Below are 12679 nucleotides of genomic sequence, written 5' to 3' on the forward strand. Positions count from 1 at the left end.
CGACTGCGCTTAGCGGGCAATAATGAATTCTTTGCCGCGCATGGCGTGGCGCCGCGTGGCGAGGGGCTGCTCGCCGGCGGGAATACGGGTACGACCTCGGTTGCCGGGCTGCGCGAAAGGCAGCGCCAAGCGGCGGACCTGCTGATCGATCATATCAGCATCGCGCCGGTGCGCGGTTCGGCCCTAGTCGATGTCAGCTATACCAGCGCTTCGCCTGCGATTTCGCGGCTCGTTGCCAAGGCGTGGGTCACCGAATTCGCCCAGCAAAGCATGGATCGTCGCTTCGCTTCGACGGCGGATGCCCGCGTCTACCTCGAAACACGATTGCAGGGGCTGCGCGAGCGGCTGGAACAATCTGAACGCGATCTCGTCAACTATGCTGCCGAACAGGGCATTGTGCGCCTCTCGGAAACGCGGAGCAACGAGGGACGCACCCAGACCACGCAGACACTGGCGTCAAGCAACCTTGAGCAGCTGAACAGCGTGCTGGTGCAGGCGACCGCAGAGCGCACCCAAGCCGAAGCGCGCTTGCGGGCCGCCCGCAGTTCGAACAGCACGCAACTCGCGCTGCAAAATCAGTCGTTGAACCTAATGCGTCAGCGCCGGGCCGAGGCGAACGCAGCGTATCAGGATCTACTTGTTCATTTCGAGCCCGAATATCCCGAAGCGCGGGCCGCCAAGGAGCAGGTCGCGGCGCTGGACCGGTCGATCGCTGTCGAGGAAAAGCGCGTCCGCGATTCCTATGTGGCCGATTATGAAGCGGCACGATCGCGCGAGGGTGAATTGCGCGGCAAGGTTGACGACTTGCTTGCCCGGCTCGACACCGAAAGCCGTTCGAGCATCCAGTATAACATCTATCAGCGCGAGGTAGACACCAACCGCCAGCTTTATGATTCGCTGCTACAGCGCTACAAGGAAATCGGCGTCGCGGGTGTCGGGACGAACAACATATCGGTTGTGGACGAAGCCGGGCTTCCTGAAGTGCCCTCGTCGCCTCGCCTTCTGGTCAATCTGATCATGGCGCTGCTTGCCGGTTTCGGTCTCGCTGCGATCGCAATAGCCGTCCTCGAAAATCTCGACGAGAGTCTTCGCGAACCGGGTCAGGTTTCGGAAAAGCTCGACATCGCATTGCTTGGCGCGATTCCGGTCGTTCATGACGATGCACTTGAAAATATGGACGATCCGAAGTCGGTTCTGTACGAAGCCTACATGACCGTCCGGACGAACCTCAGCTTCTCGACCGACCATGGTGTGCCGAAGACGATGGCGCTTACCAGCACCTCGCCATCTGAGGGCAAATCAACCTCGGCCTATTCGCTGGCACGCGTGCTGGCGCGGACCTCGGGTTCGGTGGTGCTCGTCGACGTCGACATGCGTCGCCCGATCTTGGCCTCGCGCCTTGGCCTCAGCAACACGCGCGGCGTATCCAACTTCCTCGCTGGCGAGGAAAATTGGGAAGACCTGATCCAGCCGACGGGCAAGCGAAACATCTCGTTCATCGCGGCCGGACCGACGCCGCCAAGCGCTTCGGAGTTGTTGAGCGGCGAGCGTCTTGCGCTGTTCATCCGGCATCTCGCGACCCGATTCGATCACGTCATAGTTGATAGTCCGCCAATGCTGGGCCTGTCTGATGCACCGTTGATTGCCAATGTGGTCGAAGGCGTGGTCTATGTGATCGAGGCTGACCGTACTGCGGTGCGCGCATCGCAGGCCGCAATCCAGCGGCTGCGTGAATCGCGCGCGCATTTGCTTGGCGCGCTGCTCACTAAATATCGCGCGAAGCAGTCGGGCTATGGTTATGGTTATGGTTATGGTTATGGTTATGGCCAGGATCGCGTTGAAGACGAAGCCGCGGATCGAGGAAAATGACCGATTCCTATCGTGCTCGGTCCCGGCAAGGCGGTCAGGCGTTTCGGCTCAATCCGCGACTTCTGGTGGCAGGTTTCGTCGGCGCGATGCTCGCGGCGCTATCTTTTTCGCAAGTAGCCGCTTCGATCGGCGTCGCGATCGAGACATTTCGCCCACTCGGCGGCAGCTTCTTTTCCTGGCGTGCAGGTCAACGCAATCTGGCGCTGAGTCTCTATCAGGGGCGCAAGAAGGCCACGCCTGCGACGCTGATCGCCGCCGGTCGCGCGGGTTTGATCTACGCGCCGCTGTCGGCGCGTTCAATGTGGCTGGTGGGGCAAGGTTTCGAGGCGCGCAAGCGAAACGATGCCGCGCTGCGGGTGATGACGCGCGCCGAAAAGGTGACGCGCCGCGACGCCGCTGTGCAGTTGTGGCTGGGCGACAACAAGCTTCGCAAAGGCAAGATCGCCGCGTCGCTGCGCCACTATGACCTGATCATCCGCACCGAACCCGAGGCAGGCGGCGAGGTCATCAATCGCCTCGCGGCCATCATGACGGCCCGCGAGGGGCGGCGGTATCTTTTTCCCTATATCCGCGCCGACAATGAATGGCTGCCGTCGTTGCTCGTTGCCGCGACCGAACGGTTGCCGAAAGCCGAGCCGATCGGCCGGCTGTTCCTGGAACGCAAGGGCAAGGCGCCGAACTTGCCCGAGCTCGATCCGACTTATGCGCGCCTCGTCCTGCGGCTCGTGTCGGAAGGGGCCGACGATGTGGCGCTTCAGCTCTATCCCCTGCTGCCGCAGGGAAGCAACGCGGCGCTGGCTAATGTCAGCGGCGTCGTCGGCGGTAAGCCGCTTACCGGCTATCCCCCCTTCATCTGGTATTTCCCCGATGGGGAACCCCAGGGTGGGACGCTGGTAGGGCTGGACGACGGCGGCAGCGGGATCGAATTTTTCGGGGCCTCGGGAACCGTCGGCAATGCCGCGACGAAGCTGATTGCGCCGCAGGCGGCGACCCAGCTTCGCTGGCGGGTGCAGCAGCGCTCGCCCAATTTGCAAAGCGCGGCGAGTTGGGTCGCGACCTGCCTGAGCGGGAAGGCCGAGGGGCAAAGTCGTGCGTCGATCGATCTTCTGGGCGATGCCGCGCCGTTGCGGAAGACGCTGACAATGCAATTGCCCGCCGACTGCGAGCTGGTGCGGTTGGAGATGCGCGTGACGGGCGGCATCGGCCGCGATCCGGCTTCGCTGATCGTCAGCCATCTGGGATTGGCGAAGGCTGCGGTCGGCCGCGACTGATCCGACCGGAGCCGGTTGGCAGATATTCGAAGCCTTGTTTTGGAGTTTATAGTGGAAGATCGCGTTTTTGCTCAATTTGCCGACGTTCTGGCTCTCGATCCTTTAGCCAACCGTGCCGAACTGGTCTATAACGAGTATCCGGGCTGGGATTCGGTCGCGCACATGACATTGATCGCGGCGCTGGAAACCGAATTCGACTGCATGCTTGAAATGGACGATATTCTGGACATGAGCTCTTTCGCCAAGGCGGTCGAGATCATGCAGAAATATGGCTGACCCGATCTCGCTGAGCGGCAAGCTGGCGGTGATCACCGGCGGCACGCGCGGTATCGGCTTGGCAATTTCCGAAACGCTGGCGGCACATGGCGCCTCGGTTGTCATCAACACACATGCGAATGAAGCGCTGGCATCGGACCTCGCGCGCCGGCTCGCCACCACTTACGGTGTCGAAACCGATTATGTCGTCGGCGACGTCGCGTTCGCGCAGACCGCGGATCAGTTGGCACGCAAGGCGTTCGGGCTGGCGAAGCGGCTCGACATCTACGTCAACAACGCCGGGATCATGCGCGACGGGCTGATCGGCATGGTGCCGCAGCAGGATGTCGATGCGGTGATCGGCGTCAATCTGGAAGGCGTGATTCACGGCACGCAGGCGGCGGCGCGCGCCATGCGGCGCGGTGGCGGCGGATCGATCATCAATATATCGTCGATCATGGGGCGCGTCGGCAACAGTGGCCAATTGGTCTACAGCGCCGCAAAAGCGGGCGTGCTGGGCGCGACCAAGGCCGCGGCGAAGGAACTTGCGCCGCTCAATATTCGCGTCAATGCGATTGCGCCCGGATTCATCGCGACCGATCTCACCGCGCAGCTCGCCGCCGACAAGGTCGAGGAAAAGGTACGAAACATCGCGATCAACCGCGTCGGGCAGCCGCAGGACGTCGCCAATCTCGCGCTGTTTCTGGCGTCGGAAATGGCGTCCTATATCACTGGACAGGTGATCGGCGTCGACGGCGGGATGCTCGTCTGACCGGCCGCGGCGAACCCCGATGAAATTTCCCGAAATCCTGGCCCCCGATGCGCCGGCGCTTCGCGACGACCGAAGCGAGCGGTTCGTCAGCTATGGGGAACTGAAGACACGAGCGGCCGCCTGGGCTGCGCGCCTCGACGGTTCGAAGGCGCTGGTTTTCCTGTATGTGCCGAACCGCGTCGATGGCGTCGCGGCGCTGCTTGGCGCGTGGCAGGCCGGCCATGCCGTTGCGTTGCTCGACCCTGGGCTGGGCGCGGAAGGACGGATCGCGTTGTTCGACGCCTATCTTCCCGAATATGTGATCGCGGACGATGCCGACGGCAATCTCGATGTGTCGACTGGCAAGGCCGGCCCCGCCCCGCATCAGGACCTGACCCTGTTGCTGTCGACCTCGGGATCGACGGGCAGCCCCAAATTCGTTCGGTTGACCTCGGCGCAGATCCGCCACAATGCCGAGGCGATCGCCGATGTGCTGGACATCCGCGCAGACGAGGTCGGGTGCGGACATCTGCCGCTCCATTATTCCTATGGGCTGTCGATCCTGACGAGTCACCTCGTCCGCGGCGCGCCGGTGCTGTTGACCGAGCGCAGCTTTACCGACCGCGCATTCTGGACGCAGGCACGCGCAGCGAAGGTGGCGCATATGCCGGGCGTGCCCTTTCACTTCCAGATGATGCAGCGGTTGCGGTACGAACGCCTCGATCTGCCCGATCTGCGTGTGCTGACCCAAGCGGGCGGCGGGCTGAGCGTGGAGGAACGGCGAGCGGCGCACAGCTTCATGGACGGCCGCGGCGGACGTTTTTACGTCATGTACGGTCAGACCGAAGCCGCGCCGCGGATGACGACGCTGGCGCATGAGGATTTCCCGCTGACCCCGGACTCGGTGGGCACCGCGCTTCCCGGAGGCCGCTTGGAAATCGTCGACGACCAGGGAGAGGCCGTCGCGCCGGGCGAGAACGGCCTGGTCATTTATCGCGGCCCGAACGTCATGTGGGGCTATGCCGAACGGCGCGAGGATCTGGCGCTTGGCGATACGAACAAAGGCCGCCTCGAGACCGGTGATATAGGACGGCTCGACGCGGCAGGCCGCCTGACGATCAGCGGCCGCGCCAAGCGCTTCGGCAAAATCTATGGCCTGCGCGTCAATCTGGACGAAATCGAGCGCGCCGTGGCGGGAATGATCGGGCGTTGTGCGGTCGTCCAGACCGGCGAGCTGCTGCATATCGCGCACGTCGATCCGATCGATGGCGATGTGGTGGCGCGCCTCGCCGACCTGTTCACGATCCCGCGCACCGCCTATCGGCTTCACCAAATCGATGCCATCCCCTACACGGGGCGGGGCAAGGTCGATTATCGCAAGCTGGAGCGCGAATTGTGACGATATTGGAGCAATGCTTCGCCCGGCCGCCCTATTCGATCCCCGCCGCGGAGCGGGAGGCGCTGCTGCTCGGTGCGTTCAACGAACTGACCGCGCATCATCATGCGCATTGCGCGCCTTATGCGCGCATTGTCGATGGATATTGGGGCGGGCTGCGCGCGGCGGACAGCCTGGCCGATCTGCCCTATCTGCCCGTCTCGCTGTTCAAGATGCGCAGGATGCTTTCGGTGAGCGACGATGATATTCGCGTCACACTCACCTCGAGCGGCACGACGGGGCAGGCGGTCAGCCAGATTCTCGTCGATCGCGAATCCTCGATGCTCCAGCAAAAGGCGCTCGCCAATTCGCTGATGCATGTGCTGGGACCGAAGCGATTGCCTATGCTCGTGATCGACACCGACGCGGTATTCAAGGATCCGCGGATGATGAGTGCGCGTGGCGCGGGCGTTCTCGGGCAGATGCGCTTCGGGCGCGATCATGCGTTCGCACTGACCCCTGACCTGCGCCCCGACATTGATGCCGTGCGTGACTTTCTCGCCAAGCATGGCGATGCGCCTTTCTTCATGTTCGGCTTCACCTTCATGGTCTGGGCGAATTTATACGAGCAGTTCCGCGATGCAGGCCTAGACCTGTCGAACGGCGTGTTGATCCATTCGGGCGGATGGAAGAAACTTGTGGAGAAGGCCGTCGACAACCAGGTGTTTCGCGCGGCGCTGAAGGACAGCTTCGGCCTGATCCGCGTCCATAATTTCTATGGCATGGTCGAACAGATCGGTTCGATCTTCATGGAGGGGCCCGACGGTCTCCTCTATCCGCCCAATTTTTCCGACGTCATCATCCGCAATCCCGTGACATGGGAGCTCGCACCGGTCGGCGAGCCCGGGGTCGTTCAGGTACTGTCGCTTTTGCCGCGCTCCTATCCCGGCCACAGTTTGCTGACCGAGGACATGGGCGTCATCGAGGCGGTCGATGCTGGCGGGGACGAATGGATGGGGAAGGGGCTGCGCATTCTGGGACGCGTCGCCAAGGCCGAGTTGCGCGGGTGCAGTGACGTGATCGCGGCCGAGGCGGCATGACGTTCACCCTCTGGAATCCGGCGCCCGTCGTGCTCGACGATACCGAGGTACTGCGCCGCGTCGAGGCGCTGACCTATGCCGGACGCGCGCCGCTCGCGAAGTCGTCACTCGACCTGCTCGGCGCGATATCGAAGGCGCTGTTCAGTTCGCCCCAAGCGCGCGTACAGCCGCAATATGTCGCGCTCGCCTATTGGTTGCGCCCGGCCGCGCTCGAGCGCCTGGCGGGCGAGCTGCGCACACGCTTCGACGGCAGCTTCGTGCCCGCACCGCGCGGCCTTGCGCTTCATCTGCCGCCGACCAACGTCGATACGATCTTTGTCTACAGCTGGGCGGTGTCGGTGCTCGCGGGCAATTGCAACATCATTCGCTTGCCCTCTCAACTCGACGAAGGAACAGCATGGCTTGCGGGGCTGATTGCGACGACGATCGCGGAAGCGGGTGAGGGCGACCGCCACCTCTTTTGCCAGATGCCTCAAGATGGACCGCTGATCGAAGCAATCTCGCGTCATTGCGACCTGCGCATGATCTGGGGCGGCGATGCAAAGGTTGACAGCGTCTCGCGCACGCCGATCCGTCCCGATGGCCTGTCGATCGGCTTTCCCGACCGAAAGTCGCTCGCGGTCATCTGCGCCGCGAGCTATCGCGCGGCGGACGAGACCGAACGCGATGCGCTGGCCGCGCGGTTCTTCAACGACATATATTGGTTCAACCAGATGGGCTGTGGCTCGCCACGCATGCTCTATTGGGTAGGTGAATCGGGCGATCTGGCCATTGATCTTTATGACCGGCTCGACGCGCAAGTTACAGGCAAGGGGCATTTGACCGAAACGGGCGTTGCGATCGGAAAATTCGCTGCGGTCAACGATCTGCTGGCCGAAGGCATCGGCGCCAGCGCGACACGGGTCTCGAATGCTCTTCATGTGTTGAAGTCGGATCGGCCTGCCGCCATGCTGAGCCAGACGCATGGCGGCGGGCTGCTCGGACAAACGGTCGTGGGCAGCATTATCGACATCGCCGCCGATGTCGGCCGCAAGGTTCAGACGATCGGTCACTTCGGCTTCGATCGCGGCGACCTCGAGGCACTGGGGCAGGCGATCGCCGGGCGCGGCGGCTATCGCATCGTGCCGATCGGGCAGGCGTTGCAGTTCGACATCCTGTGGGACGGTGTCGATTTGTTCGACCAGATGACGCGGCGGATCGCCATCCGCCTCTGATCCGCGCGCTTACCGCCTCGCTTGGTTCAGAACGTCGGTTATCACCGCGATGGTCGTATCGACCTCGGCGTCCGTCAGCGTCGGATGGCAAAGGAACATCAGGCTGGTCTCGCCCAGTTCGCGCGCGACGGGTAGTCGGCGAAGCGGACGCCAGGGCGTACCGTCAAACGCCTTCTCCAGATAGACTTCGGGACAGCTGCCCTGCATTACGACAGCGCCGCGCGCGGTGCACTCGGCGATGATCCGGTCACGCGACCAGCCATCCCGCAGCCCTTCCGGCCGGATATAGGCATATTGACGATAATAGGCGTGCGTCATGCCGGCTGCGGGCGCCGGCACCCTAACCGCCGTCGCATATGGTATCAACGCGGCGCGGAGCCGGTCGGCGATCGCGGTCCGCCGCGCGGTCCATCGCGCCATGCGCGTCAACTGTATGCGGCCGATTGCCGCCTGCATCTCCAGCATCCGCCAATTGGTTCCGAAACTGTTGTGGACCCAGCGGAATCCGGGGGCGTGCTGTTGATTATAGACCGCGTCCCAGTTCTTGCCATGATCCTTGAACGACCACATCGCGTTCCAAAGCTTTTCGTCGTCGGTGGTGATCATGCCGCCTTCGCCACCGGTGGTCATGATCTTGTCCTGGCAAAAGGACCATGCGCCGATATGGCCGATGCTGCCGACGCTGCGCTCTCCGATCTTCGCGCCATGCGCTTGCGCGCAATCCTCGACCACCGCGATCCCGCGCGGCGTGGCGAGCGCCATGATGCCGTCCATGTCGCACGGCCATCCGCCAAGATGGACCGGAATGATGGCGCGGGTTCGGTCGGTCAGGATAGCGGCGATACTGGCAGGGCTGATGTTGCCGCTGTCAGGGTCGACGTCGGCGAAGACCGGGGTCGCGCCGGCATTCACGACCGTCGATACCGATGCGATGAAAGTGCGCGGCGTGACGATGACTTCGTCGCCCGTACCGATTCCCAGCGCCTGCAGCGCGAGGTCGAGCGCGAGCGTGCCGTTCGCCAGCGCGATCGCCCGTGCCGACCCCGCCCATGCGGCGAACTCTGCTTCAAATTCGCGCCCTTTCTGCCCGGTCCAGTAATTGACGCGGTTCGAGGCGAGGACAGCGGTGACGGCGGCGATTTCCTCGTCGGTGAACGCGGGCCAAGGGGAGGTCTGGGCGGTAAGCATTGCGGCCTTTATAACGTCGACTAATGGCGTAGGGGCGAGGCCCCGCCCTTTCAACGGCGGAGCTTGATTGTCAATGTCGGTGTCTGCCGCACAAGTTTGCACCGGAACAATCATTTAAGTCGATGCGCGCCGCCGCGCGAACGCAGCGACGCCAAAGGCAACCTGAAGGCCCGCTGCGCCCGCCAGAAACACGTAAAGCGCTGCTGGCTGGTGCACCCCGATGACGCCCCAGACGAAGAGCATCGAGATCAGATAGGGCGCCATACTGACCGCGAGATAGTCGCCGATGCCCAAGTCGCGAAGCGTATCGATCGTCACCCACGACGAGAAGAAACGTATGAGATCCATCGCGGCATGGGCTATCATAATGGCTAGCAGAAGGAGGGCGATCGGACGGGGCGCTTCGATCTGCGTACAGGCAGCGGCAAAAGTGATGGCCAAACCTGTCACGAGAAATACCGTCGCGTGGCCGCGACGTTCGAAGATTGCCAGATTCGCCATCACTCCGAATTTGCCGAGCGAGAAAAGGTAGAAGGACAGCTGGAAAAAGACGTCCGAAATTCGAAGCAGGAAGAAGATAATCTCGACGATATGCGGATCGGCGCCGATACGCCATTCCTCGCGGAACGCATACACGATCAGCATATTTGCGGCGTTGATCACTCCTATCCCCGACACGCCGAATCCTTCGCGCAGGATGGACCTGGCCGGCGCCGCTCGCACTGGCCCTTGGCTCGCTTTGAGGTGGAGCAGCAGGAAAGGTATCGTCGCGATGAAGCCGCCGATCTGCGCTGCCGACCATAAGAGCAAAAGTGTGTGAACAGAACTGACGGTAAAGGGGATGGCCGCGATGCATAGAAGATTGGCGAGCATGATCGGCGCATAGGCGAATTTGGCTTTGTTCGCGGCCGCGAGTACGCCTTGGACCGTAGGGGTCAGCGCGCCCGCCGCGGCGCCCGTCATCAGCACCCACCAAGTGACGGTCGAATCGAAGGGTGCGAAGCGCCGAATTTCGGCCGGCGCTATCGCCTCTGCGGCAATCAGCGCCAGCGATATGGCTGCGGCCAACAGCGACGAAGCGATCAGCGCTTGGCGAACTTCCCCGCGTTGCTCGGCGGTCGCGCCGCGGACGAAGCCGGGGCCGGTCATCAAAATACCGACGATGGCTTGCAGCATCATCAGCTGAAAGGCGCGCGCAGAGTCTGCCGGCGCCAGATGACCGACCGCAGCGACCGAAATTAATAGGCCGAACAACGCGCGAACGATGATGCTGCCGGCCAGCCAGCTCTGACCGACCGCCAACCGCCATGCAGTCGCTATTATTTTTGAAGTCGAAGCAGCCATATCGCCGGGAAATACAGGAAGATAAGGGTCGCCATTGACCAGTCGAGCGAAACCGCGATCTGCATGTTCGCGCAGCTGAACACCATGAATTGGGTGATCAGCAGAAGCCCGCAAAGCGCCGGGATATTCTGGAAGGTTCGCCATTGGCTTTCCATGAACCGGAAGAGAAAGCCGAACAGAGCGAAATAGAGCGGTACGCCATAATAAGTGAAGTCGTTTGCCAGTATTGGATACACCGTCGTCCATTGGGCGCTGGGATCCCATCCGACCATATCGAGATGATATTGATAATTGTTGGGATTGCAGTTCAAATTGGCGAGCGAACAGGTCACGCTTTGCAAGGTGGGCATATGGCCGAGGCCATAATTCCAGCCCGCATCCATATCGAAGGTCATGCCAAGCGCATTATAGCCTTGGCTGATGTACGATGAGAAGAACACATAGAGGATTTCAATAGATTCATGGATTTTTGCGAGCGGGCTCTGAAAATTGAAGCAGGAAATCCCGTCGGGCAGGCACGGCGGCAGCGCGCCGCCATAGCGGTCGACGCGGCGTATTGTGAACAGCAGGAGCGCGACAGGACCCAAGAGGATCGATACGATGGCGACCCGTCCCAGCATCCGTTTGTAAAGCATCGCCACGAATATGAGGATGATGATGTCGAAGACTTCCTTGTCAGTCCCACGGATCGCGCTCGACATCAAAAATATCGCCGCGATCATTCCGACCTTGAACCAGTTCTTGCCGCTATTTTTCAGAAAGACATAGATAACTAGTGGAAATAGAGCCATTTTTCCGAGGATGGCGATATAGGCCGGCACAGAGTTACGGGCATCGGCATCGGCGCTCGATTTCAGATACTCGGTGTACACATCGCCGAAATTGAGGGTGTAGGCGCTGGGATCGAATATCCACTTGTCCGAGGTGATGAAGATGGTGATCGCCACGAGCACGAGATATGCAGCAATGACGATATATTCGGCGCGCGACGACAGGGTGAGTTCAGGAAGCTGTGCGCGCTGTCCCAATCGCATGGGCGTAAAGACGTAAGCGGCGTTAAAGAACATGAGGCACAGAAGGACATAGGCACCGATCGAATAATCGTTGCGCAGCGGCCAAGGGATCGGGCCGAAATAGAAAATCGCGAGCGTGAAGACGACCCAAATATTAAAAAATTTCAGCAATTTTCTTCTCGCTCACCAAAAGCTCTGCATAGATTCTTTCAAAATTATCCTCAACTTCGTCTTGCATCGCTGACCAGCGATCGGATAATTCCTTCGCGCTTTCCAACTGCGTAATGGTCATGCCGATCCTGCCGCCGACAAAATCCTCCATGAAGGCATTGTGCGGGCCGTGATAGAGGATCGGCAAGCGCGCCGCGACATACAAAAGCGTTTTCGACGGCGCGCAGGGCAGGGGATAGTCGGGCTGGATTGCGACGAGTCCGAAATCGAAGCCGTCGAGGGCTTTGGGCAGGTCGCCGTGTGGCACTTCCGGCATCAAATCGATGGCGACATCGGGGGACGGCGAACGGGTTTCACGAACCGTCCGGCCGGGCTCGAAGATCGATAGCCTCAGCGGCCCCGTAAAAACGCGGCGCAACTTTTCGATGGCTTCGTTTATGCCGCGCGAGGCGAGATTCTGGCCCGCGAAAGCAATTTCAACGGGGCGATCGCTGCCCGGCTGCCACGGAGTTCGCGATCGGGGAGGCTGCAGCGCGAGCGTCGGCCACAGCGGAAGCTGGCGAAGGTTGTCGAAGCCGCGGAAATAAGGATGGCCCGAATAGTCACTGCTGGGTACTGCGATGACTGAAGCTCGGCGAAGCGCGAACCGCTCGGTGAGCGCATAGAGCCGCGTCGCCAGCGACGTTGCCTTCGCCGCGCCTTCGTGCACTTTGGCATCTGGATACAGATCCCAGATAAGGATCGTGACACGTCGTCCTAGCAGCCGCGCCCACAGGACATGAAACAGCGACAGTGCGGCCGACGCGTAGATGACGAGTCCGGACGAGTGCGAGATGTCGCGATAAGACGCGACCAGATTCTGGATCTGGAACAGAATCTTCGCCATCACGCCTTGCGGGAGCGCGTGGATTGCCAAGCGCGATCCGATGCTACGATCGAGATCGTCGTGCAGCGCCGCAAGCAGCTGGTTGGTCGTCTGCTGGATACTTCCATAGCCGAGCAGAAGCACCGGCCGCGCCCGCCGCATCGTCGGCGTGTCGAAAGCCGGGTTGGTTTGAGGCATGATTGGGAAACCTGACGATCTGAATCTTGGGCTGGTCTTAGACAGGCGCACGGCTTTGCGCCAGT

General features: G+C 61.6%; 10 protein-coding genes. 7 read left to right on the forward strand and 3 right to left on the reverse strand.

Annotated features, from left to right (window positions below):
* The 7 genes from STE01S_RS07430 to STE01S_RS07460 all read left to right on the forward strand — a co-directional run.
* On the forward strand, nucleotides 1-1869 hold a 1869-nt coding region (locus STE01S_RS07430), incomplete at its 5' end, for a GumC family protein (RefSeq protein WP_062766475.1).
* Complete coding sequence (locus STE01S_RS07435; protein ID WP_062766478.1) at nucleotides 1866-3140, forward strand: hypothetical protein; 1275 nt, start codon at nucleotides 1866-1868, stop codon at nucleotides 3138-3140. The genes STE01S_RS07430 and STE01S_RS07435, both read left to right, overlap by 4 nt.
* 51 nt (nucleotides 3141-3191) lie before the next feature.
* Nucleotides 3192-3416, forward strand: coding sequence for an acyl carrier protein (locus STE01S_RS20770; protein WP_062766481.1), 225 nt, complete (start codon nucleotides 3192-3194; stop codon nucleotides 3414-3416).
* Nucleotides 3409-4167 carry a 3-oxoacyl-ACP reductase family protein gene (locus tag STE01S_RS07445; protein ID WP_062766484.1) on the forward strand — a complete coding sequence of 253 codons (759 nt, stop codon included), beginning with the start codon at nucleotides 3409-3411 and terminating at the stop codon, nucleotides 4165-4167. Before STE01S_RS20770 ends, STE01S_RS07445 begins: the two co-directional genes overlap by 8 nt.
* Before the next feature lie 19 nt (nucleotides 4168-4186).
* Nucleotides 4187-5545, forward strand: coding sequence for an AMP-binding protein (locus tag STE01S_RS07450; RefSeq protein WP_062766487.1), 1359 nt, complete (start codon nucleotides 4187-4189; stop codon nucleotides 5543-5545).
* Entirely contained in the window at nucleotides 5542-6621 is a 1080-nt protein-coding gene (locus STE01S_RS07455) for a LuxE/PaaK family acyltransferase (RefSeq protein ID WP_218016977.1), read from the forward strand. Before STE01S_RS07450 ends, STE01S_RS07455 begins: the two co-directional genes overlap by 4 nt.
* Complete coding sequence (locus STE01S_RS07460) at nucleotides 6618-7835, forward strand: acyl-CoA reductase (protein WP_062766493.1); 1218 nt, start codon at nucleotides 6618-6620, stop codon at nucleotides 7833-7835. Before STE01S_RS07455 ends, STE01S_RS07460 begins: the two co-directional genes overlap by 4 nt.
* A gap of 9 nt (nucleotides 7836-7844) precedes the next feature.
* Here the strand turns inward: STE01S_RS07460 and STE01S_RS07465 are convergent, their stop codons facing one another.
* The 3 genes from STE01S_RS07465 to STE01S_RS07480 all read right to left on the reverse strand — a co-directional run bounded on the left by STE01S_RS07465 (nucleotide 7845) and on the right by STE01S_RS07480 (nucleotide 12614).
* Nucleotides 7845-9023 (reverse strand): DegT/DnrJ/EryC1/StrS family aminotransferase, encoded by a 1179-nt coding sequence (locus STE01S_RS07465; protein ID WP_062766496.1) that lies wholly within the window; start codon nucleotides 9021-9023, stop codon nucleotides 7845-7847.
* A 114-nt stretch (nucleotides 9024-9137) separates the two neighbouring features.
* A complete protein-coding gene (locus tag STE01S_RS07470; RefSeq protein ID WP_162928226.1) occupies nucleotides 9138-10511 on the reverse strand; it encodes a hypothetical protein in 1374 nt (457 codons plus the stop codon).
* Nucleotides 10512-11534: 1023 nt separating this feature from the next.
* Nucleotides 11535-12614, reverse strand: a complete 1080-nt coding sequence (locus STE01S_RS07480) for a glycosyltransferase family protein (RefSeq protein WP_062766505.1) — start codon at nucleotides 12612-12614, stop codon at nucleotides 11535-11537.
* Between the last annotated feature and the right edge of the window lie 65 nt (nucleotides 12615-12679).

The sequence above is a fragment of the Sphingopyxis terrae subsp. terrae NBRC 15098 genome (assembly GCF_001598815.1).
GTDB lineage: Bacteria > Pseudomonadota > Alphaproteobacteria > Sphingomonadales > Sphingomonadaceae > Sphingopyxis > Sphingopyxis terrae.

Bases quoted from the DNA above. Each gene is read 5' to 3' on its own strand.
- STE01S_RS07465 (WP_062766496.1), bottom strand. From the start codon at position 9,023: ATGCTTACCGCCCAGACCTCCCCTTGGCCCGCGTTCACCGACGAGGAA.
- STE01S_RS07470 (WP_162928226.1), bottom strand. From the start codon at position 10,511: ATGGCGAACCTTCCAGAATATCCCGGCGCTTTGCGGGCTTCTGCTGAT.
- STE01S_RS07435 (WP_062766478.1), top strand. From the start codon at position 1,866: ATGACCGATTCCTATCGTGCTCGGTCCCGGCAAGGCGGTCAGGCGTTT.
- STE01S_RS07450 (WP_062766487.1), top strand. From the start codon at position 4,187: ATGAAATTTCCCGAAATCCTGGCCCCCGATGCGCCGGCGCTTCGCGAC.
- STE01S_RS07460 (WP_062766493.1), top strand. From the start codon at position 6,618: ATGACGTTCACCCTCTGGAATCCGGCGCCCGTCGTGCTCGACGATACC.
- STE01S_RS07445 (WP_062766484.1), top strand. From the start codon at position 3,409: ATGGCTGACCCGATCTCGCTGAGCGGCAAGCTGGCGGTGATCACCGGC.
- STE01S_RS07480 (WP_062766505.1), bottom strand. From the start codon at position 12,614: ATGCCTCAAACCAACCCGGCTTTCGACACGCCGACGATGCGGCGGGCG.